Here is a 26996-nt window from a genome sequence, read left to right as displayed (position 1 = left end):
ACGTCGGCTGCGTGCCGGATGACTCCGGAAGCGGCCCGCCCACAATCATTCATGTTACAAGGGGTTACCAGCGAGTATTTATCCGAGGCCGACCGATTCGAGAAGGCTGTCGCAGGTTGTGATGAGGGCCTCACGGAGTTCCTGCCCGCGCCGCGCGATAGCCGCCTGCTCGCGGACGTACCGGGCCCGCCCCTCGGGCGTCTCGATGGCCACCGGTGCGTAGCCGTACGAGGTGAGGTCGTACGGACTGGCTCGCATGTCGAGTTCCCGCGCGTCCAGGGCCAGCTCGAAGCAGTCGGCCAGCAGGTCCGCCGGGAGCAGTGGCGTGAGGCGCAGACAGTAGCGGTACAGGTCCATCGTCGCGTGCAGGCAGCCCGGCTGCTCGTTGTCGACGGCTCCGGCTCGACTCAGGGCGGTGGCGTTGCGCCCGACCGCGTCCGCGGTGAAGAACCGGAAGGCGTCGAAGTGCGTGCACGCGAGTGTGCTCTCCTCGACCACGGCGTCGGTGCCGCGCGCGCCGAGCCGGAGCGGCAGTTCGTGACGGGTCTCGTCGGCGCGATACACCATCGCCCACTCGTGCAGGCCGAGACAACCGAGGCGCGGTGCGCGGTTCGCCGTCGCCCGCGTGATGCGGACGGTGTCGGTGAGCAGCCGGACCCGGGACTCGAGATGTTCGCGCGTCACCTCTGCGGTGCCGTCGACATCGACGCGGTAGCCACGCAGACCGGAGTAGCGGTGGGCCTGGGCCAGCCGCACACCGTAGCCGGGATGCCAGCGCAGCACCTGACCGGGGCGGGCCGAGTAGTAGGTGAACAGGAAGTCGATGACCGGGTGCTTGCGTCCTTCGTTCCGCATCCGCAGATACGGACCGATGAGGGTCTCGACGCGCTCCCGGTGGGCGTCGGCCCGGGACTGCCACTCCGGGCGCGACAGCGTCTCCTGCCGCTGCATCAGATGCGGTGCGTGGAGTCGCGGAGGTCGCCGACGAAGGCCTCCGCGAGGTCGGCGAGTGCGATGACCCCGATGATCGTGCCCGCCGTGTCGACGACCGCCCCGAGGTGGGCGCTGGTGCGGCGGAGCACGACGGTGGCTTCGTCCAGCGGTGTCGCCGAACCGATCTTCGGCAGCGGCCGGATCTGGTCCACACCGATGATCGACTCCGGGCCGACGGCCGGATCGAGGATGTCGTCGAGCACGTCCTTGATGTGCAGGTAGCCGATGAACGAGCCGTCCAACCCGCGGACGGGGAAGCGGGAGTAACCCGTCTCGCGCACCGCACGCTCGACTGAACCGAGTGTGGGACCGAGTCCGCCCGTCGATGCGTCGAGCTGAACGCGCACGCTGCGCACCGTGCTCAGCGGGATCATCAGTTCGGCCACCGTCCGTTCGACGGTCGTCAGTGCGCGGGTGAGCCGCTCGTGCTCGTCGGCGTCGAGCAGACCGAGCTCCCGGGACTCGCCGATCATGTCGGCCAGCTCGGCCTCGTTGACCGTGGTCGCCAACTCGTCCTTGGGCTCGACGCGCATCGCCCTGAGCGAGATGTTCGCCAACGCGTTGTAGAACCAGATCAGCGGCCGTGCGACGCGCATGAAGACCAGGTGCACCGGAACCACCAGCATCGCCACGGTCTCGGGGCCGGCGAGCGCGATGTTCTTCGGCACCATCTCACCCAGCAGGATGTGCAGGATCACCACGATCGCCAGACCGATCGCGAAGGCGATCGGGTGCAGCAGCTGACTCGGCACGCGCATCAGATCCAGCGGTGCGCTGATCAGATGGGCGATGGCCGGTTCGGCGACCCGACCGAGCAGGATCGAACAGATCGTGATTCCGAGCTGCGAGCCCGCGAGCATCAGCGACAGATGCTCGGAGGCCTCGATCACCGTGCGGGCACGCTTCTTTCCCGATTCCTCGAGGGCGACGAGCCGGTCCCGCCGCGCCGCGATGAGCGAGAACTCGCCGGCGACGAAGAAGGCGTTGGCGGCCAGGAGCACCACCGTCAGCAGGATTCCCCACCAGTCACCCACGGGACGCCTCCGTCCCGCCGGGCTCGGCACTGCCGTCGATGATCGTCATCCACACCTTGTCGACGCGGCGCTGATCCATCTGCACCACGGTCGCGCGCCATCGGGGTTCGGGTTCGTCGAGGAAGTTCTCGCCGGCCGACTCGCGCTGCGGAAGGTCGACGATGTCGCCGGTGCGCGGAATGCGGCCGAGGCAGAACATCACCAGTCCGCCGAGCGTCTCGTACGACCCCTCGGGTGCGCGGTAGCCGGTGCCGCTCTGCAGTTCGTCGAGCCGCAGCAGCCCGGAGCAGCGGAAGCCGTTGCCGACCGGAGTCACGTCCGACTCCTCGACGTCGTGCTCGTCGGTGACGTCGCCGAGGATCTCCTCGACGATGTCCTCCGACGTCACCAGGCCCGCGGTGCCGCCGTACTCGTCGATGACCACGCAGACCTCGAGGCCGTTCGACGAGATGCGATCCATCAGCGAGTCGCCGTCGAGGCTGTCCGGGACCCGGGTGATCGGGCGTGCCAGCGACCGCAGCGACGTGGTCGCGAGGCTCTGCGGCGGCAGGGTGAAGGCCTGCTTGATGTGGACGACGCCGACGAGGTTGTCGAGGTCGCCGCCTTCGGCGATCAGGAACCGGGAGTGGCCGGTCCGGGAAGCGGCGGCGATCAGATCGCGCACCGAGTCGTTGGGTTCGAGCGATTCGATCCGCACGCGGGGAGTCATCAGGTCCGCGGCCGTGAGATCGCCGAAACGCAGCGACCGGTCGACGAGAGTCGCGGTGTCGGGGTCGAGGGCCCCGCGCAGCGCGGAGTTGCGCACCAGCGCGGCGAGTTCGGCAGCCGACCGCGCCGACCCGAGTTCTTCGGTGGGCTCGATGCCCAGGCGCCGCACCAGTGCGTTCGCCGAGCCGTTGAGGCCGTTGATCGCCGGCCGGAAGAACGAGGAGAACATCGCGAGGGGAGTGGCGGTGGCGCGCGCGACCGCCAGCGGCTTGGTGATCGCGAGGTTCTTCGGTATCAGCTCACCGAGGACCATCGAGAGCGAGGTGGCGATGATCAGGGCCAGCGCCAGGGAGATGCCGTCGGCGACTCCGTCCGGAATCCTCATCGCCTCCAGCACGGGCGCGAACAGGGTCGCCAGCACCGGTTCGGCGATGTAACCGGTGATCAGCGTTGTGATCGTGATGCCCAGCTGGGCGCCCGACAACTGGAAGGAGAGGGATCGGTGCGCTCGGTCGACGGCTCGCGCACGGCGATCGCCGCGACGCGCGACGTCGCCCGCGATGGTGGACCGTTCGAGCGCGGTCAGCGAGAACTCTCCGGCGACGAACAGCGCCGTGCCCAGCGTCAGCGCGATGAATCCGGCCAGACTCGCGATGATGACGAATACGTTCACCGGCGCGGGTCACCAACCACCCGGGAGCGGGCGTCCCTCGGCGAAACCGGCGGCGGACTGGACGCCCAGTACCACCTTGTCGTGCAATTCCTGCAGAGTCGAGGCACCGGCGTAGGTCGCGGTGCTGCGGACTCCTGAACAGATGTGGTCGATCAAGTCCTCTACTCCGGGGCGGTCGGGGTCGATACGGATGCGCGAGGAGGAGATGCCCTCCTCGAACAGCGCTTTCCGGGCACGATCGTATGCGGCGTCGGCGGACGAACGCGCGGCGACGGCGCGTTTCGACGCCATGCCGAAGCTCACCTTGTATTCGCCTGCGGAGTCGGCGTGCAGGTCGCCCGGCGACTCGTACGTTCCGGCGAACCAGGAACCGACCATCGCATTCGATGCGCCGGCCGCCACCGCCAGCGCCACGTCCCGCGGGTGCCGGATGCCGCCGTCCGCCCACACCGCCGCACCGTGCTCGCGTGCGACGGCGGCGCATTCGGCGACCGCCGAGAACTGTGGCCGGCCGACGCCGGTCATCATCCGCGTGGTGCACATCGCGCCCGGGCCGACACCGACCTTGACGATGTCGGCGCCCGCCTCGATCAGATCGAGCGTGCCCTGTGCGGACACCACATTCCCCGCGGCCAGCCGGACGCCGAGATCGGCGCCCGCGATTGCGGCGAGCGCACTGATCATCTTCTCCTGATGTCCGTGAGCGGTATCGACGACGAGCAGGTCGGCCCCGGCCTCGACCAGTGCGCGGGCCTTGCCGACCACGTCCCCGTTGATGCCGACCGCGGCACCGATCCGGAGCCTGCCCGAGGCGTCCACGTTGGGGCGGTAGATACCGGACCGGAGCGCGCCGAGGCGGGTCAGCACGCCGGCGAGCTCGCCGGCTCCGTCGGTGAGTACGGCCAGGTCGGCGTTCGCCTCGACCAGCGCGTCGAAGACAAGCCGGGGGTCGGTCTCGGCGGGCAGGGTCACCGGCACGGGCTCGGCGACCGAGGCGACATCGGTGAAGAGGTCGATCTCGTGTCCGGGCGCCGCGCGTGGGATCAGTCCGATCGGCCGACGTCCGTCGAGGACCACCGCGTAGCCGTGCGAACGCTTCGGGATCAGTGCCTGCGCATGCGCCATCACGTCGGTCGCGCAGAGGGTGACCGGCGTCTCGGCCACCAGGTGCGCATTCTTGACGTAGGCGATGGTCCGGGCCGCGACATCGAGCGGCACGTCCTGCGGAAGCACCACCAGGCCGCCGCGTCGCGCCACGGTCTCGGCCATCCGCTTTCCGGCGATCGCCGTCATATTGGCGACCACCAGCGGGATGGTGGTGCCGGTGCCGTCGGAGGTCGACATGTCGACGTCGAACCGCGAGGCCACCGACGACCGGTTCGGAACGATGAAGACGTCGTCGTAAGTCAGGTCGTAGTGCGGTGCGTGGCCGTCCAGGAAGCGCACGGGGAACCTTTCATGTCACAGCGTCTCGGCGGTCGTCAGTGGTGGGCGATGAGGCGGCTGAGCTCGGTGAGCCAGGGGATGGCCACCGCGAGGGTCGGAACGACCAGGATGGCCGCGGCGAGCAGGTAGGCCGTCGCCGAGATGCGGCGTGCGGAGTGCATGTATGAGAGCCGCCGGACGCGGACGAGGGTGGTCGGGCCGCCGACCGCCATGGCGCCGCGAGGTGCGGTCGCGTCCGCGCAGGCCACCAGTGCGCGGCCGAGAGTGGTGGGAGTGGTGGCACGCGCGGCCTGATCGTCGGCCAGGGCCTCGGCCAGCAGTTCCACCGACCCGAGCGCGGACTTGGACCGGACGAATCGGGGGAAGGCCTCGTGCAGCGCGATGAATGCCTCAAGCACCAGATCGTGCCGGGCCCGCAGGTGTGCGCGTTCGTGTTCGATGACGGCGGTCAGCTCGCGCTCGTCGAGTCGAGCCAGCACCCCTTCGCTGAGGACTACTCGCCTGCGCAGTCCGGGCAGGCAGTAGGCGAGCGGCGCGGGGACGTCGAGGATCCGGATGTCGCGCCCGGCCGCGAGCCTGCGGTCGGCGTTGTCGACCAGGTCGATGAGCGTGCGGTGCGCATTGCGTCGCGCCCGCGTGCGGATGCCGACGCGGATCACGGTGTACATCAGGCGCGCGCCGATGAGGAAGGTCAGCGCGAAGACCGCGACGTAGACCGTCCAGAGAAACCAGCCGAGCCGGTGGATCTCTTCGATGGGATTGCTGGTCGGCGCACCGTTGGGCCCGGGCGAGAGCAGGTTGGCGGCGATCGCGAGCCCGGTGCTGAATGCCGACAGCACGGCTGCGAGGGCGATCGACTGCCACAGGGCCATCGCCGCACGCGGAGCGTAGAGCGGCCAGGTGGCGCGGGAGAGGGAAGCGGGGATCGGTCCGACCAAGGCGATCGTGAGGATGCCGAACAGCAGCGCCGTCATGGCCCTCCCCAGGTCGTCGGAGTCGGTGATCTCATGTCAGGGTAGTCAACTGTGGCTGCCGCGCGTGGTTTCCAGCTCATCGAGAGCTTCGCGCAGTGCCGCGGCTTCGTCCGCGCCGACTCGTCCGACGAACGAGACGAGGGCCGCGTGACGCGAGTCCGGGGCGTCGGCGGAACTGAGTGCGTCGACCATCAGCTTGGCCACGAGGTCCTCGCGCGGCGAGGTGGCCGTGTACTGGTGTGCGCGGTCGTCACGGATCTGGGTAACCAGACCCTTCTTGGTGAGACGCTGCAGCACGGTCATGACGGTCGTGTACGCGAGAGTGCGGCTCTTGGCCAGTTCGGCATGCACCTGACGCACGGTCTGTGGCGTCGCGGACGCCCACAGGGTGTCCATGACGGCACGCTCGAGATCGCCCAATCCATTCATCTTCTTCATCTTACGTCGACTCCCTGATTTCTCCGCTTCGTGCCGGTCATGGATCGTGTCGGTCGAGGCCGCCATCGCTCACGATTGTGTAACGCGTGAGGCGGGGAAGGAGTTCCCGTCGGCTCTGCGGCGGACCGTGTTGACACGAAACTAAGGTTAGCCTACATTCATCACCAAGGATCGCGTGAGAGTCCTGAGGGCTGCAGAGACCCCCGATCCGCGACGGTGACCCCCGTGTTCGATGAGGAGCGCGGGGGTCACTGGCGTCTGGCCTGCCGGCAGTGGCAGGGTTCACGTATGGAAGAGACGTCAATTGCGATCGACCCGACCGAGGCCCGAGGCCTCGACCGACTCCTCGGCTTCACCGTGACCCACGCAGACGGCGAGGGACTGCGCGGCACGCTGGAACTCTCCGAGATCCACCATCAGCCCTTCGGCATCACTCACGGCGGTGTGTACTGCGCACTGGCCGAGAGCGCCGCGAGCATCAGCGCCTTCTGCTGGCTGCAGGAGAGCGGACTCGGCGGGACCGCCGTCGGTGCGAACAACTCGACCGATTTCCTCCGCTCGGTGTCGAGCGGGACGCTGTCGGTGTCGACCAGCCCGATTCACCGGGGCCGCCGCCAGCAGCTCTGGCAGGTCGACATCACCGATCAGACGGGCAGGCTCGTCGCGCAGTCGCGGGTCCGCCTGCAGAACATCGAGACACCCGCGGGCTGAGAATGCCGATCGGGCCCTCTCGCCGCGGCGAGAGGGCCCGATCACGGGAACGATCGGTCAGCCGGCGGTGTCGGTCCGTTCGGGGCCGTCGCCGTCGGCGCGGGCGGCCTCGGCCAGCCGGAGCCGTTCGAGATAGGACAGTTCGGTGAGGGCGGTCCGCGCGTACACCTGCTGCTCGGTGACCGCCAGCTGAGTGCGCCCGCGGGTGTTGAAGGCGAAGAACCAGTTGATGATGGTGTTCAACCGGTTGCGGAAGCCCACCAGGTACACCAAGTGGAGTGCGAGCCAGCCGAGCCAGGCGATGTAACCCTCGCTCTCGAACTTCCACTTGGTTCCGGGGATCGGCACCTGCATCACGGCGCTGAAGCGTGAGACGGTGGCCATCGAGCCCTTGTCGAAGTAGCTGAAGGGCTTGCGCTGGTCGGGCGTCTGCCCCTTGCGGATCTCCGCGAGAATCGCGTCGGCGGCGTACCGGCCGCCCTGGATCGCGCCCTGCGCGACTCCGGGGACGCCGTCGACCGCCATCATGTCGCCCACGACGAAGACGTTGGGATGACCGGGGATCGTGAGGTCCGGTCCCACCTTCACCCGGCCCGCGCGGTCGAGTTCGGTGTCGGACTGATCGGCCAGCACCTTGCCGAGCGAACTGGCCTGCACACCGGCCGACCACACCTTGCACTGGCTCTCGATGCGCCGGGTGGTGCCGTCCTTCTCCTTGACGGTGAGACCGTCGTAATCGAGATCGGTCACCATCGCACCGAGTTGCACGTCCACGCCGAGGCGTTCGAGCCTGCGTCGCGCCTTCTCGCCGAGTTTGGGGCCGAAGGGCGGAAGAACGGCGGGCGAGGCGTCGAGAAGGATGACGTTCGCGTCGGTCGGATCGATGTTGCGGAACGCGCCGCGGAGCGTCTTGTCGCTCATCTCGGCGATCTGACCCGCCAGTTCCACACCGGTCGGGCCCGCACCGATCACGACGAAGGTCAGCAGCTTCTTCTGCTCGGCCGGATCGTTGGAGAGCTCGGCCTGCTCGAAGGCGCCGAGGATGCGGCCGCGCAGTTCCAGTGCGTGGTCGATGGTCTTCATGCCGGGTGCGTACTCGGCGAAATGATCGTTGCCGAAGTACGACTGGTCGGCCCCGGCGGCGATGATCAGGTCGTCGTAGGCGGTCTCGGTGACGCGCTCCAGCAACTGCGAGCGGACCACCTGGTTCTCGAGATCGATGTCGAACACCTCGCCCAGGAGGACCCGGGTGTTCTTCTGCTTCCGCAGCACCACCCGGGTGGCCGGGGCGATCTCGCCCTCGGCGATGATGCCGGTCGCGACCTGGTACAGCATCGGCTGGAACAGGTGATGGGTGGTCTTCGCGATCAGGGTCACGTCCACGTCGGCCTTCTTGAGGCGCTGTGCCGCGAACAGACCGCCGAAACCGGAGCCGATGATCACCACCTGTCGGCGGCGCCGCAGGCTGGTGGCTGGGCTGCTGGTCATTGAATGTCTCCTGGGTGGTGGGTTCACATGACGAGGTGAAGCGGATGCTCGGTGATGCCGGGCCCCTGACCGATCACGGTAGTCCGCGACGATCAGGCGGTCATCTCGACGGTGCCGGGGCCGCGCGCACGGTGCCGGGGTCCGGACGGTGCGACGGCTGCGGGCCGGCGGGTCCGGAGCCAATCGGCGCGGCAGATCTCGTACTCCACATCGTGACCGGTGAATCCGTCGTCGAACTGCTCGCGACGCAGGTGTTCGGCCGCCAGACGCATTCCGAGTTTCTGCATCACCCGCTGCGATCGCATGTTGTCCGGGTGAGTGCTGGCGAAGATCCGCTCGGTCCCGGTCTCGGTGAAGGCGACCGAGATCAGTGCGGACGCCGCCTCGGTCGCCAGTCCTCGGTGCCACGATTCGCGCCGCAGCCGGTAGCTGAGCTCCAGCTCCGGCACCGCCGAATGCCGGGGTGCCCGCAGCCAGACCCAACCGGTGAACAGCCGGGTTCGGCGGTCGAACGCGACCCAGAGGCCGGTTCCGCATTCGCGGAACTGCGCCTGGGATCGGGGGATGACCCAATCGGTGATCATCGCCGGCGCAGTGGCTTCGCCTCCGGTGACGAACTCCATCACCACCGGGTCGGCGTCCAGGCCGTGCAGCAGCGGTGCGTCGTGAGGTGCCACGGGGCGCAGCCGAAGTCGTCGAGTCCCGATGTCCACGTGGGGAGTGTATCGGCGACGACCGACATCGCGGCGCGACTTCGGGTCCGTCGGCGAGGCGCACCGACCGACCCGTCCCGGCGGGCCGGACTGTCGGAGGCGGGCGATAGGGTGCACGCATGCCCGACACACCGTTCGTCGTCGAGATTCAATTGCGCTGGGGCGACATGGACCCGCTCAGCCACATCAACAACGTGCAGTTCGCGCGGATCCTCGAGGAGGCTCGGGTCCGGGCCATGCACCTGTGGTTCCAGAAGGACGATCGGCGGTTCGGCTTCCTGATCGCGCGGCAGGAGATCGAGTTCGTCATTCCGCTCCTCTATCACCACGAGTCGGCGAAGGTCGAGATCTGGATCTCGCGGATCGGTGAGAAGTCGTTCGACTACGGCTACCGCGTCCGCGCCTGGGACGGCGCACTCGCTGCGCTCGCCGAGACCACCTGTGCCGTGGTGGATCTCGCGACCGGCCGACCCGCGCCGCTCCCGGAGGCGGTGCGTGCGGGGCTCGCCGAACACACCGGCGGGGAAGTGGAGTTCCGGCGGCGCCGCTGACACCGTCCCAGACGGCCGAGCAGTCCGGTAGCGCCAGTTGAGCAGAGGGGAGAGTCGCCAGTGCTGACCGTGCACCGCGCCGAGCAGGCGGGATGCCTCGTGGAGGCGCTCGCCGACACCGTGTCCCGGCCGCTGGCCGATCCCATGCGGACCGAGATCGTCGCGGTCCCCGAGCGCGGAGTGGAACGCTGGCTCCGGCAGCAGCTGTCGCTGCGGCTCGGCACCTCGTGCGGCGGCGACGGCATCGCCGCGAACATCGCCTTCGACTCGCCGTCGTTCCTGCTGCGTCAGGTGCTCGACGGCGTGTCGGACGATCCCGAGGCCGCCGAGAGCTGGTTCGCCGATCGTCTGCGATGGCCGGTGCTGCGGGTGGTGGACGGCCACATCGACGATCCCGTGCTCCGCGTTCTCGCCACACATCTCGGGACCGGAGACGCCCGCGCCGATCGCGGACGTCGGCTCTCGACCGCGTCGACCATCGCCGCACTGTTCACCTCGTACGGATGGCAGCGGCCGACGATGATCGCCGAGTGGGCCTCCGGCTCCGACACGGACGGTGCGGGAGGAGAACTCGCCGAGCATCTGCGGTGGCAGCCGTGGCTGTGGCGGCTGGTCCGCGAGGAGGTGGGGCATCCGCATCTGGCGGAGCAACTGCCGGTCGTGGTGGACCGTCTGCGCGCCGACGCGGACGCCGTCGACCTTCCCGAACGGCTCTCGTTGTTCGGGGCCACGCGGATCCCGCAGACGCTGCGAAGCGTGCTCGCGGCGCTGTCGGAGCGGCGCGAGGTGGGCTTGTATCTTCCGCATCCCTCGCCCGAACTGTGGTCGGCGGTCCAGACCGCGGGGCCGCAGCGGAGTGGACGGCTGCGCGCCGAACGCCGACCGGTGCGCGTGCGGCACCCATTGCTGGCGAGCCTGTCCCGGGACGTGCAGGAGCTCCAGGAGGTGCTGGCGCCCGCGGTCGGCGCCACCCGCCACCATTCCGCGGAACACCGTCGTCCCGCGACACTGCTGGGTGCGCTTCAGGACGGCATCAGGCGCGACGATCCCGGGCGCCCGGCCGAGGGCGAGGGACTCGACCCCGGTGCCGACGGCAGCGTCGAGGTGCACGCCTGCCACGGTCCGCAGCGCCAGGTGGAGGTGCTTCGCGACCGGCTTCTGCACCTGTTCGACGCCGACCCGACTCTGGAACCGCGCGATGTGCTCATCATGTGTCCCGACGTGGAGGCGTACGCACCGCTGATCGGCGGGGTCTTCGGGCAGTCGAGCCGCGTCGGCGACCATCCGGCCTTCTCGCTGCGCGTGCGGCTCGCCGATCGGGGCATCCGTGCGCAGAACGCGGTGCTCGACGTGCTCGCCCGCGTCCTCGACCTCGCGGCGGGCCGGGTCCGGGCCGGCGATCTGCTCGATCTGGCCGCGACGGAGCCGGTGCGCCGCCGGTTCGGCTTCACCGACGACGATGTCGACACGATCACCGGCTGGGTCCAGCGCTCAGGTATCCGGTGGGGCGTCGACGAGACCCAGCGGCGCCGATTCGGGCTCGGCGGTTTCCCCCAGGGCACCGTGCGGACCGGGCTCGACCGCATCCTGCTGGGCGTGGTCGCCGAGGAAGCGGAGAACGAGTGGCTCGCCACCGCTCTGCCACTGTCGGGAATCGATTCGACGGACACCGATCTCGCCGGAAGATTCGCCGAGTTCGCCGAGCGCCTGACCACACTGCTCGAGACCGTGTCCGAACCCCATGCCTCCGGTCAATGGCTGCGAACGATGATCCACGCCGCCGATCTGCTGACCCACACCGACTCCGAGACCGAGTGGCAGCGGGCGCAAGCCGTCGGCATGCTCACCGATGCGCTCTCGGTTCCCGAGGGAACCCCGGAGTCCGAACTCGAGCTCGCCGACATGCGCGATCTGATGGCGCAGCTGCTCATCGCGCGTCCGACGCGATCGAACTTCTGCACCGGCGAGCTGACCGTGTGCTCGATGGTGCCGATGCGCTCGGTGCCGCATCGGGTGATCGTGGTGCTCGGCATGGACAGCGGTCAATACCCGCGGGCCGGGGCCGTCGACGGCGACGACATCCTCCAGGTCGCGCCGATGGTGGGGGAACGGAATGTGCGCGACGAGGACCGCCAGGTGTTCCTCGACGCGATCTGTGCGGCGACCGAGCACCTGCTGGTGTTCTACACCGGCGCCGATGCGCTGACCGGTGCCCGGACGCCGCCGGCGGTGGTGGTCTCCGAGCTGCTCGACGCCCTGCGCGGGGTGCTCGGGCTCGGCGTCGGCGGTCCGGTTCCGGTGCTGTACCGGCACACCCTGCACGCGTTCGACGAACGGAACTTCGTCGACGACGGTTCCGGGCCCTTCAGCTACGACGCGGCCCTGCTTCCGGGCGCCCGTGCTCTGAGCGCACTCACCCGATGCCGCGAGCGGGGACCCGCGCTGCCGGTGATCGCCGATGAGAGACTCCCGCGGGCGCCGGGCGATGCCGACGTCGACCTCGACGAGCTCATCAGCTTTCTGGCCGCACCGGTGGAGGGTCATGCACGGCAGCGTCTCGGCGTGGGGCTGCCCGAACAGGCCGACGAACATCGGGACGAACTCGCCGTGGAGTTGGACGGTCTCGAACGGTGGGGCGTGGGCAACCGCTACCTCGACGCGTTGCTCAGCGGTGCGGATCCGCACGCCGCGCAGGGAGCCGAACTGCGGCGCGGCAGTCTGCCGCCCTTCGCGTTCGGAACCAGAGAGTTCGGTCCCATCCGCGACAAGGCGCAGGCGGTGGCGACTGCCGCACACGGCTATCGTGACGATTCCGCCGACGCCGTCGACGTCCGCGTGGTGCTGCCCGACGGCCGCCGGGTGTACGGGACGGTCGGAGACGTCTTCGCCGGCAGGCTGGTGCCCGTCAGCTATTCGCGGCTCGGGCCCAAGCATCGCCTCGCGGCCTGGATCCGGTTGCTGGCGATCCGGGCCGGTTCCGACCGCGACGTCGCCGAAGCCGTCGTCGTCGGCAGTGCCTCCGGTCGGTACCCGTCGGCCAAGGTGAGTCGAATCCGCACCCCTGACGACGCAGGGGACCTGCTGGCGGTGCTCGTCGCCATCCGTGACGCGGGACTGACCGCGCCGATCGGCCTGACCCTCGATGCCGCGGTGGCCGCGGCGTCGGAGTTCGGCAGGTCGGGCGACCCGGCGAAGGCCCGGCGTCGAGCCGAATGGGCGTACAAGAAGTCGTACGGCGATCAGAACCGGTACGCCGGGCTCGTCTTCCACGGGGATCCCGGCGCGGCGGTCGGATTCGAGACGATGGCCGCGGCGGTGCCGCAGCCGGAGGCGCTGTCGTCCGTGGCGGGTCTGCTGCCCGGCGACGACGCGACCGACATGTACATCCGACTCGCCGCGGCCCTGTTCGGGTCGCTCCTGGCGCACGAGGAGGACCGATGACGGCACTCGGAAGCGACACCGCCTTCGATCTCACCGGACCGCTGCCCACCGGGACGCTGGTCCTCGAGGCCAGCGCGGGCACCGGCAAGACCTACGCGATCGTCGCGCTGGCCGTGCGCTACATCGCCGGCGGCGTCCCGGTGTCGGAGTTGCTCATGGCGACGTTCTCGAACGCGGCCTCCGCCGAATTGCGGGACCGGACGCATTCTCGTCTCACCGAGTGCGTCGCCGCGCTGCACGATCGGGCCACCGCACGCACGTCCGGCGACGATCTGATCGCCTTCCTGGCCGACGCGGACGCCGACGAGGTCGCACGGCGGCGTCAACGGCTCGCGGACGCCCTGTCGGACTTCGACGCCGCCACGATGGCGACCACCCACACCTTCTGCAATCGAATGCTCTCGGTCCTCGGCTTCCTCGGTGGCCGTCAGCAGCAGTTCCCGATCCTCGAGAACGTCGACGACATGGTCGCCGAGCTCGCGCGAGACGCTTACCTCGCGCGTTTCGCCGGCGACCCGGACTCGGCGCCCGGGTACGCCGAAGCCGAGCAGATCGCCGTCGCCGCGGTCCGCGATCCCGCTGCGGCACTGGCTCCCGACCGGGAGGACGAGCGGACCGAGGAATCGGACCTGCGAGTGTGGATCGCTCAGCAGGCGCGCGCACACACGGCGCTGCGCAAGCGGCTGGCCAGGGTCCGCACTTACGACGATCTGCAGCAGGCGCTGTTCGAGATCGTCACCGACGCCGAGATCGGCGATGAGGCGTGCCGCCGGATCCGCGCACAGTTCTCGGCCGTGCTCATCGACGAGTTCCAGGACACCGATCCTCAGCAGTGGGAGATCGTCAGGCGATGCTTCCACGATCACCTGCCGCTGGTGCTGGTGGGCGATCCGAAGCAGTCGATCTACGCCTTCCGCGGCGCCGAGGTGCTGAGCTACCTGAACGCGGTCGAGGCGGCAGACGAGCGGCAGCGGCTGACCGTGAACTGGCGTTCGGACGCCGCGGTGGTGGACGGGCTCGGCGCGCTCTTCGAGGGCGCGACGCTCGGTCACCGACAGATCGCCTATCAGCCGGTTCGGGCGCGCCGTTCCGGATCGCGGATCCACGGCGCGCCCGCGGTCCGTATCCGCGGATTCCTGCGCGGCGACTTCACCACCACGACGCAGGACGGCACCACTCCCTTGGTCGCCGAAGTCCGCGAGCGCGTCACCGACGACGTCGCCGACGACATCGCGGGTGTGCTGGGCGGCGACGTGACCATCGACGACGGCTACGGCGCCCGGTCGGTCGAACCCGGCGACATCGCTGTTCTGCTCCGCGCCAACCGCACGATCGCACCGCTGCAGCGTGCCCTCGCCGAACGGGGCATCGCCTCCGTCGTCACCTCGGGCACCTCCATCTTCGCCACACCCGCGGCCCGATACTGGTGGTACGTCCTGTCCGCCATCGATACGCCGTCCCGCCAGCCACGCGTGCGTCTGGCCGCGCTGACGCCGATCCTCGGACTGTCGGCCCAGACGCTGGAACGGCAGGGCGACACGGGTGTCGGCGCGCTGTCGGGACGGCTGGCCGAACTCGGTCGCGTCTTCGCCGACGGCGGGTTCGCGGCGATGGCCGCACGGCTCTTCGGCGAGTTCGGCACCGCGGAGCGATTGCTCGGCGTCGACGGAGGCGAGCGTCTGCTCACCGACGTGCTGCAGATCTCCGAACTGTGCAATCGGCATGTCACCGAGTCGTCGACCGGGATCGCCACGCTGGTCGACTGGCTCGGACGACAGATCGACGAGGGTTCGCAGTGGGGACAGCAGCGTGACGCGACGCGACGGCTCGACCGCGACACCGAGGCCGTCCAGATCATGACGGTCCACGCGAGCAAGGGACTCGAGTTCCCGATCGTCTACGTGCCGTTCGGCTGGGACGGCGCCAGCCACCCGAATCCGGCCACCTTCCTGTTCCACGAAGGCGATCGCCGCTATCTCGACGTCGGAGGGAAACAGGCGCGCGGCTATGCGCGCCGCGATCGGCAGTCCCGCTCCGAAGGCGCCGGTGAGGATCTTCGACTGCTCTACGTGGCCGCGACCCGAGCCCGCAGCCAGGTGGTCCTGTGGTGGGCGCCGAGCACGACGACCGCGCGCGGGGCCCTGCACCGGCTGCTCTTCACCGCCGACGAGCGTCGACTGGCCGCACGGTCCGGCGACCTGTCGCCGATTCCGGACACCGTGCCGATCCCGGCCGGGGACACCGAGTGCGTCGGCGCTCTGCGCGGCGTCGCAGCCGGGAACCCCTCGGTCGTCGTGGAACCGGCGGGTCGCCGCGGCCGCACCGAGTGGCGCCCTCCGTCCGACGCGGGCACGCCTCCGGAACTGAGCGTGGCACGGTTCACGAGAAACATCGATCAACGGTGGCGCCGAACGTCGTATTCGGCCATCGTGGCCGCGGCGCACGCGGCATTCCACGCCGAGACGCCCGGACCAGCCTCGCCGGTTCAGGCGGGGAGCGAACCCGAGGACGTGCTGCGGCCCGACGAGCCCGACGACGCGCGGGCGGAGGCCGGTGCGGTGTCCGGAGAAGTCGTGGGCCCACCGTCGCTGATGAACGGGCTGCCCTTCGGCGCCGGATTCGGAACCCTCGTCCACGAAGTACTCGAGCATGTGGACACCGCGGAGCCGGATATGGCGGCGCACGTGCGTCAGATGTGCGTGCAGGGCGCCGCGGCACGGGGAGTCGAGATCGACGTCGATGTTCTCGCCCGCGCGCTGATCGGGGTGCTCACCACACCTCTGGGATTCGGCGATCTGTGGAGCATCGAACCCGGCGCGCGACTGGCCGAGATGGACTTCGAACTGCCGTTGTCCGATACCGCCGGCGGGTTCGGCCTCGAGGAGGTCGGAGATCTGCTCGCGCGGCATCTGCCGGGCGACGATCCGCTGGCACCGTATGCGGAAATGGTCCGGACGGTCTCCGACGAGACCTTCACCGGCTATCTCACCGGCAGCATCGACTCGGTGCTGCGGACCGCCGAGAACCGATTCGTGGTCGTCGACTACAAGACCAACCGCCTGCGTCCGGGGGATCTGGCGGTCGAGGACTTCGGTGGCGAGGCGATGGCCGAGGAGATGATGTCCGCGCACTATCCGCTGCAGGCACTGCTGTATTCGGTGGCACTCCACCGCTATCTGCGCTGGCGGCTCGCCGGCTACGACCCCGCACGGCATCTGGGTCCGGTGCAGTATCACTTCGTGCGCGGGATGGCCGGTCCGCAGACTCCGCCCGGCTGCGGCGTCTTTCAATGGGACCTGCCGCCCGCCCTGATCGTCGAGATGTCGGAGCTCCTCGCCGGCCGAACGGAAGGAGTGGGGCGATGACCGACCCGTCCGCGACCGCCGGAGCACTGTCGGACCGCTGCGCGCCGCAGCGTGTGGCCTCGGGATCGGATCTGCTCACGACGTTCAACGCGGCGGGTGTGCTGAACGCCGCCGATGTGCACGTCGCCAGGCGCGTCGCAGCGCTGTGCGGCGGACCCGTCGACGAGCAGGTGCTCCTTGCCGCAGCGCTGGCGGTCCGTGCCGTCCGGACCGGTTCCACCTGCGTCGAGCTGGACAGGATCGCCGATCTCGCGGCGGCCGGTGACGACCAGACGCCGCTGCCGTGGCCCGCACCCGACGCGCTGCGTGCGGCGCTGGCCGCGTCGCCGCTGGTGATCGGCGGCGGCACCGGCCCACTGCGACCGCTCGCCCTCGCCGAATCGGCCGACGGCCCGCTGCTGTATCTGCGCAAATTCTTCCGGCAGGAACAGAGCATCCGGCAGATCCTCGACGCACGCGCCGCGAGCCGGCCCGCGGTCGACGCAGCCGCGCTGACGGCGGCGCTCGATGCGGCGTTCGGGGCCGGCGATACGAGCGGCTACGACCGCCAGCGTGCCGCCGCGGCGCTGGCGGCCACCTCGTGGACCACCGTCCTCGCAGGCGGTCCCGGTACCGGCAAGACGTACACGGTCGCTCGCATCCTGGCCGTGATGGAGACGCTGTTCGGCGGCGACCTCCGGATCGGGCTGTGCGCGCCCACCGGACGCGCCGCGGCCCAGTTGCAGACGGCGATCGGGGAGTACCGCCGCGAACACCAGACCCTGCGGAGTGACCCCGCCGCGGTGACCGTGCATCGCCTGCTCGGATCTCGGCCGGACGGAACGTTCGTCCGCGGGGCGGGCAACCGTCTGCCTTTCGACGTCGTGGTGGTCGACGAGACCTCGATGCTCCCGGTCACGATGATGTGCCGTCTGCTCGAATCGCTGCGCGCCGACACCCGGCTCATCCTCGTCGGCGATCCGCACCAGCTGGTGTCGGTGGAGGCGGGCGCGGTTCTCGCTGACCTCGTCGACCGGGATGTGACCGCCGGGGCCGGCGCCGTGCTTCCGGACGCGTTCACGGCTGTGTGCGATCTCGCGGCGGCCGACTTCGATTCGGCGGAGACCTCCGCACTGGCGCGCGGCGTCATCACGCTGCGCCGCGGACACCGCTACGGAGACCGCATCGGCGAGGTCGCCGAAGCGGTCAACGCCGGCGACGCGGACCGGGTGATCGAGCTCATCGGCCACGGCGCGCGGTCGGAGCATCCGGTCCGGCTGATCGATCCGGATGACGCCGACGTGGTGCGGACCGAAGCCGTGGGCTGGGCACGGAGCCTGCGCGAGGCGGCGCGGAGCGGCGACGCCCGCGGCGCCGTGGTGGCACTCCGGGGGCACCGCGTGCTGTGCGCGCACCGGGACGGTCCCTACGGGGTCGCGGGCTGGTCCAGACGGGTGATCGGCTGGATCAGCGACGACCTCGGCGGTGCGGCCGGAACGGGCCGCTGGTATCCGGGCGAACCGCTGCTGGTGACCGCGAACGACCGGACGCAGGACGTCTACAACGGCGATTCCGGAGTGGTGATCGACGATGCAGGCGGGCTCGCCGCGGTCTTCGAACGCGGTCATGAGATCAAGCGGCTTCACCCGAGTCAGCTCGCCGACGCGATTCCGGTCTACGCCATGACCATTCACCGGAGTCAGGGCAGCCAGTTCGGCACGGTCACCGTGATCCTCCCGCCCCCGGACGCGGAACTGCTGACGCGGGAGTTGCTCTACACGGCGATCACCCGCGCCGAGCGCGAGGTGAACATCGTCGGCACACCGGAATCCCTGCGCGCCGCCGTCGGCCGCCGGGTGGCGCGGGCGTCAGGGCTGCGCACCGATCTCGTCGAGGTCGTGTCGCCGGCCTGAGCCGGGAGTCAGGCGAGCTCGGCTCCGCCCGGAACGAGATCGCGCCGCAGATACGACTCCCACTGCAGAAACAGTCGCTGCGGATCGCGGGGGAGTGCTCCGAAGGCCTTCATCGACGCGCTGCGCGCGATCTCCGTCTTGTGCGAGACGATCGCGCGGATCTTGCTGCCGAGGCAGTCGTCGACGTCGACGGCGAGGTCGATCCGGTCGCTGGGCGTCCCGGACACGGGAAGATGCGAGTCCTCGGTGAGGTGCGGTTTCAACGTGGTCACGGTGGTCTCGGGAATGGTGATGAAGTAGAGCGAACGGACCTGCCAGGGCTCGCCCGCGTCGGGGCGGTAGGCGCCGATCGCCGCGGCGTCGGCCGCGGCGCACGTGAGCCGGTTGGCGTGGATGTGATCGGGGTGGCCGTACATGCCGTAGGCGTCATAGGTGACGAGGATGTGCGGCTTGATCTCCCGGATGTGTGCCACCAGAGCCGCGACCTGCTCGTCGAAGGGCGCTGAGACGAACGGAGTCGCGCCGGGCGCGGACTCGGGGACGAAACTGTCGGCGTAGCCGAGCATGATGGGCTCGCGAGACAGTCCCAGTTCGCGGGCGGCGTCGAGCAACTCGCCGTGGCGCGCGGTCCCGGGCACCCACGTGCATGTCACCAGCGAGACCTCGCCGCCGCGCCGGGCGTGTCGTGCCATGGTGCCGCCGGTCCACAACGACTCGTCGTCGGGATGAGCGTGGACGAACAGAGCACGTGGAACCCCAGACACGCCCTTCACAGTACGCGCAGCCGCCCCGGTACACTCAGCGGCGCGAAATCAGCTCAACGATGAGGAGTTACGCGGTGACCTCGCAGGTGTACGAGTTCCAAGCCCAGGCACGCCAACTGCTGGATCTGATGGTTCATTCGATCTATTCGAACAAGGACAGCTTTCTTCGCGAACTGATCTCCAACGCGTCGGACGCGGTCGACAAGCTCCGCTTGGAAGGCTTGCGCGACAAGGACCTCGACGTCGACATCTCCGATCTGCACATCCGGCTGACCCCGGACGCCTCCGCTCGGACGCTGACCGTGTCCGACAACGGCATCGGCATGTCGCGCGAGGAGGTCGTCGACCTGATCGGAACCGTGGCGAAGTCGGGCACCGATGAACTGCGCCGGAAGCTCGCCGAGACCGACGCCAAGGACGCCGGGGAACTGATCGGCCAGTTCGGCATCGGCTTCTACTCGGTGTTCATGGTCGCCGATCGCGTCGAACTGGTCACGCGCAAGGCCGGCGAGACCGTCGGAACGCGCTGGGAGTCGACCGGCGACGGGACCTACACCCTCGACGAGGCCCCCGACGCTCCGCAGGGCACGTCGATCACCCTCACCCTCAAGGCCGTCGACGAGGAGAACGCGGTCCACGACTACGCCGACCAGAACGTGCTGCGCGCTCTGGTCAAGAAGTACTCCGACTTCATCTCCTGGCCGATCCGCATGCGGGTGACCAAGCAGGTGCCTGCCGCCGAGGAAGGCGGCGAGCCCACGACCGAAGAGGTCGACGAGACCCTGAACTCGCAGAAGGCGCTGTGGGCGAAGTCGCCCGGCGAGGTGTCCGAGGAGGAGTACGCCGAGTTCTACCGTCACATCTCGCACGCCTGGGACGAGCCCCTCGAGACCATCTCGCTGCACGCCGAGGGCACGTTCGAGTACCAGGCCCTGCTCTTCATCCCGTCGCAGGCGCCGTTCGATCTGTTCATGCGCGAGCGCACCAGCGGCATCCACCTGTATGTCAAGCGCGTGTTCATCATGGACGACGCCGCCGAGTTGATGCCCGAGTATCTGCGGTTCGTCCAGGGCGTGGTCGACGCCGCGGATCTGTCGCTGAACGTCTCGCGCGAGATTCTGCAGCAGGACCGTCAGATCCGCGCCATCCGGCGACGTCTGGTGAAGAAGGTCATCTCGTCGGTCCAGGAACTGCAGGACCGTCGTCCGGAGGACTACCAGACCTTCTGGAGCAATTTCGGCCGCGTCTTCAAGGAAGGTCTGATCAACGACCACGACAACGCGAAGGCGATCCTCAAGGCGTCGGTGTTCGGGTCCACCCACAGTGAGACCGAGCCGACCACACTGGTCGACTACCTCTCGCGGTGCAAGCCCGATCAGGACGTGATCTACTACATGACCGGCGAGTCGCGGACGCAGATCGAGCGGTCGCCGCACCTGGAGGCCTTCCGCGCGAAGGGCATCGAGGTGCTGCTGCTGTCCGATCCGGTGGACGAGGTCTGGGTCTCCTCCGGTCTCGACTTCGAAGGCAAGCAACTGGTGTCGGTGGCCAAGGGCGTCGTCGACCTGGATGACGCCGACGCGGACGCCGACGGCGAGGAGAAGTCGAAGCGCGACGAGGAGTTCGCACCGCTGCTGTCCTGGCTCGCCGAGACGCTCGCGGACGACGTCTCGGAGGCGCGGCTGAGTTCGCGGCTGACCGAGTCGGCGGCGTGCCTGGTCGGGGACACTTTCTCGATGACCCCGCAGTTGGAGAAGCTGTATCGGGCGTCGGGCCAGCCGGTGCCCAAGTCGAAGCGGATCCTGGAGCTGAATCCGGACAACGCCCTCGTCACGGCCCTGCGGAGCAAGTTCGACGCGGACGGCGACGATCACACGGCTCTCGAACCGACCGCCAAGCTGCTGTACGCGACGGCGGTGCTCGCCGAGGGCGGAGATCTCGACGATCCGGCGGAGGTCGCGAGGCTGTTGGCCGACACGCTCACCAGAGACCTCGGCTGACCCGGTGGGGATCCTCACGCGGCTGGCGATCCTGATCGGGTCGATCTCCTGGCTGCCGCGGTACCTCCCGTGGATCGTGAAGGCGGACACCGTGCTTCAGAAGGTCTCGCGCGGCCGAGTGGATCTGCTGCGGATCGCCGGACTGCCCGGGATCACCATCACGGTGCGCGGCCGCAAGAGCGGAGTGCTGCACTCGACGCCGGTGCTCGCGGCGCCCGACGGCGAGGACTGGATCGTCGCCGGCTCGTACTTCGGGGGACCGCGGACGCCTGCGTGGGTCTACAACATCCGGGCCGCCGATTCGTTCGACGTCGAGGTTCACGGGGCGGCGACGCGGATGTCAGCGACCGAGCTCTCCGGCGTCGAGCGCGCCGCCGCGTGGGACCGGCTGCTCGGCGTGTGGCCGAACTTCACGTTGTACGAGAAGCGCACGACCCGGGTGATTCCGCTGTTCCGCCTGCACCGCGTGAGCTGACCGTCGTCGCCGGGCCGTCCGCCGGCCGCTCCTGAACGACGACTTGTTCACAACCCTCCGAAACAGCAGTGGTCCCCGACGGATTCGTTCCGTCGGGGACCACTGCTGTTTCGTGTTGTTCGGGCCGTCAGCCGACGCCGAGCACCGCGACCGGAGAGTTTCCGAGTTGCAGGCTCAGGCGCTCGTTGGCGCTCTGGTTCATCCGCGCGGCGATCCGGCGAATGTACGCGTGAAAGGTGGACGCAAAGGTCGAACCTGTGCTGTTTCGCATGGTGGAGACCTCCTTCGTTCTTTGCAGTCCATACCTTTGTAACCTCCGCGCAAGGTGAAGTCAAGCGTTATTCGGGTCGCGTTAACCTTTCGTTCACCTAATCAAGGTTGCGGTCAACGGCTCAGTCGAGCAATGCGGCGAGGCGTTCCACCTCGGCCACGGTGCCGGGGGAGACGAGCATCGTGGTGACCCCGGCGCGCTCCCAGACAGCCATCTGTTCGCGTACGTGGGCCTCGTCGCCGACGATCGCCGAATCGTCCACGACCGCGTCCGGGATGATCGCCGCGGCCTCCTCCTTGCGGCCGGACCGGAACAGCGCGGTGACCTCGTCGACTACCTCGGCGTAGCCCATTCGGCGGTAGACCTCCGCATGGAAGTTGGTGTCCTCGCTGCCCATACCGCCCATGTACAGCGCGAGGAAGGGCTTGATCGCGGAGTAGGCGGCGACGTCGTCGGTGAGGACGATCTGCGCCACCGCGGCGATCTCGAACGTCTCGCGGGTGTGGCGGGCGCCGGGTCGGGCGAACCCCTCGTCGAGCCAGGCGTTGTACTGGTCGGCCATCCGGGGTGTGAAGAACAGCGGAAGCCAGCCGTCGGCGATCTCGGCGGCCAGGGCGATGTTCTTGGGGCCCTCCGCGCCGAGGTGGACCGGGATGTCCCGGCGCAGCGGATGCACGATCGACTTCAGGGGTTTTCCGAGGCCGGTCGCCGACTCGTCGGACAGCGGGAGCGGATAATGCGGTCCGGGACTGGTCACCGGTGCCTCCCGCGCCCACACCTGGCGCATGATGTCGACGTACTCCCTGGTGCGTGCCAGCGGCTTCGCGAATCGCTGGCCGTACCAGCCCTCGACCACCTGCGGGCCGGAGACGCCGAGACCGACGATGTGCCTGCCGCCCGAGAGGTGGTCGAGAGTCAGGGCCGCCATCGCACACGCGGTGGGCGTGCGGGCCGACAGCTGAAGCACGGACGTGCCGAGTCTGAGGCGTTCGGTGTCGCTCCCGTACCAGGCGAGGGGAGTGTAGGCGTCCGAACCCCAGGCCTCCGCCGTATAGACGGAGTCGAAGCCCGCCCGTTCGGCGGCCTGAACGAGTTCGCGGTGGTTCGTGGGCGGCTGGGCGCCCCAGTATCCGAGTTGCAGACCGAGTTTCATCCCTCGAGGCTAACGGGGCAGTCGCGGGCGAGGCCCGCCATCGGGGGGCTGAACTGAGATCCGTCGGGGCAGCGGTGCCGGAGGGCGGATCACCCTCGGACGCCGCTGACCCGACGGATCTCGGCCTGGTCAGTCGGTCAGCGGTGCAGGTCGAACCGGTCCGCGTCCATCACCTGCGTCCACGCGGCGACGAAGTCGTCGACGAACTTGGCTTCGGCGTCGTCGGCCCCGTACACCTCGGCCAGCGCCCGGAGCTGGGCGTTGGCTCCGAAGACGAGGTCGGCGCGCGTGGCCGTCCACCTCGTCTCTCCGGTGGCGAGGTCGGCGCCGACGAAAGTGCCGTCGCCGGCGTCGCTCCACTCTGTCTCCATATCGAGGATGTTGACGAAGAAGTCGTTCGTCAACGTCTCGGGACGGTCGGTCAGCACCCCGTGCTGCGATCGTCCGTGATTGGCGCCGAGCACACGCAGACCGCCGACCAGCACCGCCATCTGCGGGGCGCTGAGCTGAAGCAGCTGCGCGCGGTCGACCAGCAGGTACTCCGCCGGGATCGGCGCGTCGGCGGCGAGGTAGTTGCGGAAACCATCCCAGCGGGGCTCCATCACCTTGAACGACTCGACGTCGGTGTTCTCCTGCGTGGCGTCGGTGCGGCCGAGTGAGACCGGCACCTGAACCGTGTGGCCGGCCGCACCCGCGGCCTTCTCGATCGCCGCGGCCCCGCCGAGGACGATCACGTCCGCCACCGAGACCTGCTTGACGCCGGACCCGGCGTTGAACTCCTGGGCGATCCCCTCCAGGACGGGGAGCACTTCGTCGAGCTCGGCGGGCTCATTGACGGTCCAGTGGCGCTGCGGCTCGAGACGGAGACGACCGCCGTTGGCGCCGCCGCGCTTGTCGCTGCCGCGGAACGACGCCGCAGCCGCCCACGCCGTCTTGACCAGCTGAGACACGGTCAGGCCCGAATCGAGGATCCGCTCCTTGAGTGCCTGGGCGTCGGCGTCGTCGATCTGCTCGTAGTCCGCTACGGGGACCGGGTCCTGCCAGACCAGGGTCTCCGACGGGACCTCGTCGCCGAGGTAACGGGGAAGCGGGCCCATGTCCCGGTGCGTCAACTTGAACCACGCGCGTGCGAAGGCGTCGGCGAACTCGTTCGGGTTCTCCAGGAAGCGGCGCGAGATCTTGCCGTACACCGGGTCCTCGCGCAGGGCGATGTCGGTGGTCAGCATCATGGGCTGATGCCGCTTGTCGGGATCCTGCGGGTCGGGGACGCTGGTGGAACCGGCGTTGTCCTTGGGCCGCCACTGGATGGCTCCGCCCGGACCGGTGTACGTCTCCCACTCGTAGCCGAAGAGGGTCCAGAAGAAGTTGTTGTCCCAGGTGATCGGCGTGCTGTTCCACGCTCCCTCGAGCCCGGAGCTGATGGCGTCGGCACCCGAGCCGGTGCCGTAGGTGCTCTTCCAGCCCAGCCCCATGTTCTCCATCGGAGCGTCCTCGGGCAGCGGTCCGACATGGTCGGCCGGACCCGCGCCGTGCGTCTTCCCGAAAGTGTGACCGCCGGCGATCAGGGCGACCGTCTCCTCGTCGTTCATCGCCATCCGGCCGAAGGTCTCGCGGATGTCGACGGCGGCCTTGAGCGGATCCGGATTCCCGTTGGGGCCTTCGGGATTGACGTAGATGAGGCCCATCTGGACGGCGGCGAGCGGATTCTCGAGGTCGCGGTCGCCGGTGTAGCGTTCGTCGTCGAGCCAGGTGGTCTCCGGTCCCCAGTAGATCTCCTCCGGTTCCCACTTCTCGGTGCGGCCACCGGCGAACCCGAAGGTCTTGAAGCCCATCGATTCGAGGGCCACGTTGCCGGCGAAGATGATGAGGTCGCCCCACGACAGCGCGGAGCCGTACTTCTTCTTGATCGGCCACAGCAGTCGGCGTGCTTTGTCGAGGCCCGCGTTGTCGGGCCAACTGTTGAGGGGCGCGAACCGCTGCATGCCGTGGCCGGCGCCGCCGCGACCGTCGGCGACGCGGTATGTGCCGGCCGAATGCCAGGCCATCCGGATGAACAGCGGGCCGTAGTGGCCGTAGTCGGCGGGCCACCATGCCTTCGAATCGCGCATGAGCGCCTCGATGTCGCGGCGGACCGCGGTGAGGTCGAGGGATTCGAAGGCCGCGGCGTAGTCGAAGTCGGCGCCCATCGGGTCGCCCTCGGCCGGGTTCTCGGCGAGGAGCTTGAGATTCAACTGCTTCGGCCACCAGTCACGGTTGCCGCCGCCTTCGGCAGGGGCTGCCATCGCGGCCGCGTGGACCGGACATCCTGATGCGTTCTGAACGGGCTGTGGGTCGGACACTGCGGTTCCTTTCGGTGGGTGAAACTCCGGGGTGGCGATCAGTGAGCTGAACTGTCAGGACGACCGGAGTCGCCCGGAACGTCCTCGGCGGCGAGACAGTCGGGGCAGACGCCCCAGTAGATGACCTCGGCCTCGTCGATCTGGAAGCCGTGGTCGGTGGCCGCCTGCAGACACGGGGCTTCACCGACCGCGCAGTCGACGTCGCGGACGTCTCCGCATACCCGGCAGACCAGGTGGTGATGGTTGTCCGCGATCCGCGTCTCGTAGAGCCAGACGTGTCCCGACGGCTGGATCCGCCGGATCAGGCCGGCGTCGGTCAACGCGTGGAGGACGTCGTACACCGCTTGCCGCGAGACGCCGGGCAGTTCTTCGCGAACCGTCGTCAGAACGGTCTCGGTCTCGGCATGCGGATGCGCGTCCACGGCCGCCAACACGGCCAGTCTGGGCCGGGTGACTCTCAGCCCGGATCGCCGGATGACGGTGGAGTAGTCGGTGGCCATGCGCCCACTCTACGGCTTTTCTGGACTAAATCCAGTTTTCTCGAAATCTGCCACGGTGATGACGGCGTCACTCGACACGGACGAGCCCGCCGACCTGGTCAGAAAGGCCCGAGGGACGGCACGCATCATCGTGTCGATGACCTCGCGGCTCACGCCGGCGGCGAGAAGATCTGGAATCACGCGTCCGGTCACCTGGAAGTAGTCCCAGTCCGGCGCGGCCTCGGCCAGGCTCGCAGGTTCGAACCAGTCACTGAAGCAGAAGGCGTCCTGCGACAGCATGATCCGGTCTGAGTACCCGCGCTCGATCAGAGCGAGAAGCGTGCGCATACGGTCGGCGTACGGCAGGAGGACGTCGACGCCGAATCGATCGAGTCCGAGCAGCGAGCCGGCATCGGCCAGCCTCATGAGGTAGTCCAGATCCGTGGTGTCACCGCAATGCGACATCCGGACCCGGCTCAGATCGACGCCCTCTTCGGCCAGGACCCGCTGGGCCACCAGTCCGGATGCGGTGTGCGGGTTCGTGTGAACCACCACCGGCGCGCCTGTCTCGACAGCCGCCCGTCCCACGGCCCGCATCACGCGCTCGACGCCCGTGCTCAATCCCTCGGATTCGATCGCGCAGTAAAGGAACCCGGCCCTGATCGCGCTGCGGCCGATGCCGACTGTCAGGTCACGGACGAACCGGCGCTCGAGCGGGTCCGGCGCGTCGAAACCGAGTCCGGGTCCGGTGTAATGGAACTGAAAAGGCAGATCGTGATAGGTGTACAGGCCGGTGGCCAGCACGATGTTGAGGTCCACGCGGTCGGCTACGGCGGCGATCCGCTCCACGTTGCGGCCGAGCCCGGGCACCGAGACATCCATCAGTGTGTCGATGCCCGAGGCCTTGAGTCGGGTCAGCGTGGCGACCGCCGCATCGATCTGGGCCTGCTCGTCCCAATCCGGCAGGAAGTTGACGCGGTAGTCGTCGTTCACGACGAAGATGTGTTCGTGGGAGAGCACGTTGCCCAGGCGGTCCGCGTCGATCGGACCGGCCGCGGTTTCGATGCTCTCCATGGCGCCTCTCACAG

At 68.9% G+C, this 26996-nt stretch carries 21 protein-coding genes; 7 read left to right on the top strand and 14 right to left on the bottom strand.

Annotated features, from left to right (window positions below; genetic code table 11):
* Nucleotides 1-78: 78 nt before the first annotated feature.
* From GSI01S_RS03780 to GSI01S_RS03755, 6 genes are read right to left on the bottom strand one after another with little or no spacing between them, the layout of a single operon-like run.
* Nucleotides 79-951 carry a hypothetical protein gene (locus GSI01S_RS03780; protein ID WP_006895071.1) on the bottom strand — a complete coding sequence of 291 codons (873 nt, stop codon included), beginning with the start codon at nt 949-951 and terminating at the stop codon, nt 79-81.
* Nucleotides 951-2027: a hemolysin family protein gene (locus tag GSI01S_RS03775; protein ID WP_006895070.1), complete on the bottom strand. Its 1077-nt coding sequence runs from the start codon at nt 2025-2027 to the stop codon at nt 951-953. The genes GSI01S_RS03780 and GSI01S_RS03775 overlap by 1 nt, the downstream gene beginning before the upstream one ends.
* Nucleotides 2020-3408 carry a hemolysin family protein gene (locus GSI01S_RS03770; protein WP_006895069.1) on the bottom strand — a complete coding sequence of 463 codons (1389 nt, stop codon included), beginning with the start codon at nt 3406-3408 and terminating at the stop codon, nt 2020-2022. The genes GSI01S_RS03775 and GSI01S_RS03770 overlap by 8 nt, the downstream gene beginning before the upstream one ends.
* Nucleotides 3409-3417: 9 nt before the next feature.
* Nucleotides 3418-4854, bottom strand: a complete 1437-nt coding sequence (gene guaB1, locus GSI01S_RS03765) for a GMP reductase (RefSeq protein ID WP_006895068.1) — start codon at nt 4852-4854, stop codon at nt 3418-3420.
* Nucleotides 4855-4889: 35 nt separating this feature from the next.
* Nucleotides 4890-5828, bottom strand: a complete 939-nt coding sequence (locus tag GSI01S_RS03760) for a M56 family metallopeptidase (protein WP_006895067.1) — start codon at nt 5826-5828, stop codon at nt 4890-4892.
* 45 nt (nt 5829-5873) lie between these two features.
* Nucleotides 5874-6266 carry a BlaI/MecI/CopY family transcriptional regulator gene (locus GSI01S_RS03755; protein ID WP_006895066.1) on the bottom strand — a complete coding sequence of 131 codons (393 nt, stop codon included), beginning with the start codon at nt 6264-6266 and terminating at the stop codon, nt 5874-5876.
* Nucleotides 6267-6554: 288 nt separating this feature from the next.
* Between GSI01S_RS03755 and GSI01S_RS03750 the strand changes: the two genes are divergently transcribed.
* The gene (locus tag GSI01S_RS03750; RefSeq protein WP_045537875.1) at nt 6555-6977 is read left to right on the top strand and encodes a PaaI family thioesterase; all 423 of its coding nucleotides are present in this window, start codon (nt 6555-6557) and stop codon (nt 6975-6977) included.
* A gap of 57 nt (nt 6978-7034) precedes the next feature.
* Here GSI01S_RS03750 and GSI01S_RS03745 read toward each other — a convergent pair whose 3' ends face one another.
* Complete coding sequence (locus GSI01S_RS03745) at nt 7035-8465, bottom strand: NAD(P)/FAD-dependent oxidoreductase (RefSeq protein ID WP_006895064.1); 1431 nt, start codon at nt 8463-8465, stop codon at nt 7035-7037.
* Between the two features lie 92 nt (nt 8466-8557).
* The gene (locus GSI01S_RS03740; RefSeq protein ID WP_006895062.1) at nt 8558-9178 is read right to left on the bottom strand and encodes a GNAT family N-acetyltransferase; all 621 of its coding nucleotides are present in this window, start codon (nt 9176-9178) and stop codon (nt 8558-8560) included.
* Nucleotides 9179-9297: 119 nt separating this feature from the next.
* Between GSI01S_RS03740 and GSI01S_RS03735 the strand changes: the two genes are divergently transcribed.
* Genes GSI01S_RS03735 through recD form a run of 4 tightly spaced genes read left to right on the top strand, consistent with a single transcriptional unit; the run spans nt 9298 to nt 18427 of the window.
* Complete coding sequence (locus GSI01S_RS03735; protein WP_006895061.1) at nt 9298-9729, top strand: acyl-CoA thioesterase; 432 nt, start codon at nt 9298-9300, stop codon at nt 9727-9729.
* Between the two features lie 60 nt (nt 9730-9789).
* Complete coding sequence (recC, locus tag GSI01S_RS03730) at nt 9790-13170, top strand: exodeoxyribonuclease V subunit gamma (protein ID WP_006895059.1); 3381 nt, start codon at nt 9790-9792, stop codon at nt 13168-13170.
* Nucleotides 13167-16535: a UvrD-helicase domain-containing protein gene (locus GSI01S_RS03725; RefSeq protein ID WP_006895058.1), complete on the top strand. Its 3369-nt coding sequence runs from the start codon at nt 13167-13169 to the stop codon at nt 16533-16535. The genes recC and GSI01S_RS03725 overlap by 4 nt, the downstream gene beginning before the upstream one ends.
* A complete protein-coding gene (gene recD / locus GSI01S_RS03720; RefSeq protein WP_006895057.1) occupies nt 16532-18427 on the top strand; it encodes an exodeoxyribonuclease V subunit alpha in 1896 nt (631 codons plus the stop codon). Before GSI01S_RS03725 ends, recD begins: the two co-directional genes overlap by 4 nt.
* Before the next feature lie 8 nt (nt 18428-18435).
* On the opposite strand, the gene GSI01S_RS03715 is transcribed toward recD, so the two are convergent.
* Nucleotides 18436-19200, bottom strand: coding sequence for a PIG-L family deacetylase (locus GSI01S_RS03715; protein ID WP_006895056.1), 765 nt, complete (start codon nt 19198-19200; stop codon nt 18436-18438).
* Between the two features lie 50 nt (nt 19201-19250).
* Between GSI01S_RS03715 and htpG the strand changes: the two genes are divergently transcribed.
* Nucleotides 19251-21191, top strand: coding sequence for a molecular chaperone HtpG (htpG, locus tag GSI01S_RS03710; protein ID WP_039866851.1), 1941 nt, complete (start codon nt 19251-19253; stop codon nt 21189-21191).
* 4 nt (nt 21192-21195) lie between these two features.
* Nucleotides 21196-21666 (top strand): nitroreductase family deazaflavin-dependent oxidoreductase, encoded by a 471-nt coding sequence (locus GSI01S_RS03705; protein ID WP_006895053.1) that lies wholly within the window; start codon nt 21196-21198, stop codon nt 21664-21666.
* 127 nt (nt 21667-21793) lie between these two features.
* Here the strand turns inward: GSI01S_RS03705 and GSI01S_RS20035 are convergent, their stop codons facing one another.
* The 5 genes from GSI01S_RS20035 to GSI01S_RS03685 form a co-directional block, all read right to left on the bottom strand.
* Nucleotides 21794-21937, bottom strand: a complete 144-nt coding sequence (locus tag GSI01S_RS20035; RefSeq protein ID WP_156150511.1) for a hypothetical protein — start codon at nt 21935-21937, stop codon at nt 21794-21796.
* Between the two features lie 121 nt (nt 21938-22058).
* Entirely contained in the window at nt 22059-23090 is a 1032-nt protein-coding gene (locus GSI01S_RS03700) for an LLM class F420-dependent oxidoreductase (protein WP_006895052.1), read from the bottom strand.
* 137 nt (nt 23091-23227) lie between these two features.
* A complete protein-coding gene (gene katG / locus GSI01S_RS03695) occupies nt 23228-25429 on the bottom strand; it encodes a catalase/peroxidase HPI (RefSeq protein WP_006895050.1) in 2202 nt (733 codons plus the stop codon).
* A gap of 38 nt (nt 25430-25467) precedes the next feature.
* Complete coding sequence (locus GSI01S_RS03690) at nt 25468-25929, bottom strand: Fur family transcriptional regulator (RefSeq protein ID WP_006895049.1); 462 nt, start codon at nt 25927-25929, stop codon at nt 25468-25470.
* A 9-nt stretch (nt 25930-25938) separates the two neighbouring features.
* Nucleotides 25939-26982, bottom strand: coding sequence for a phosphotriesterase family protein (locus GSI01S_RS03685; RefSeq protein WP_006895048.1), 1044 nt, complete (start codon nt 26980-26982; stop codon nt 25939-25941).
* Nucleotides 26983-26996: the final 14 nt, after the last annotated feature.

Origin of the sequence: Gordonia sihwensis NBRC 108236, from assembly GCF_000333035.1 — a bacterium.
Classification (GTDB): domain Bacteria; phylum Actinomycetota; class Actinomycetes; order Mycobacteriales; family Mycobacteriaceae; genus Gordonia; species Gordonia sihwensis.
This window is presented reverse-complemented; position numbering and strand designations above follow the sequence as displayed.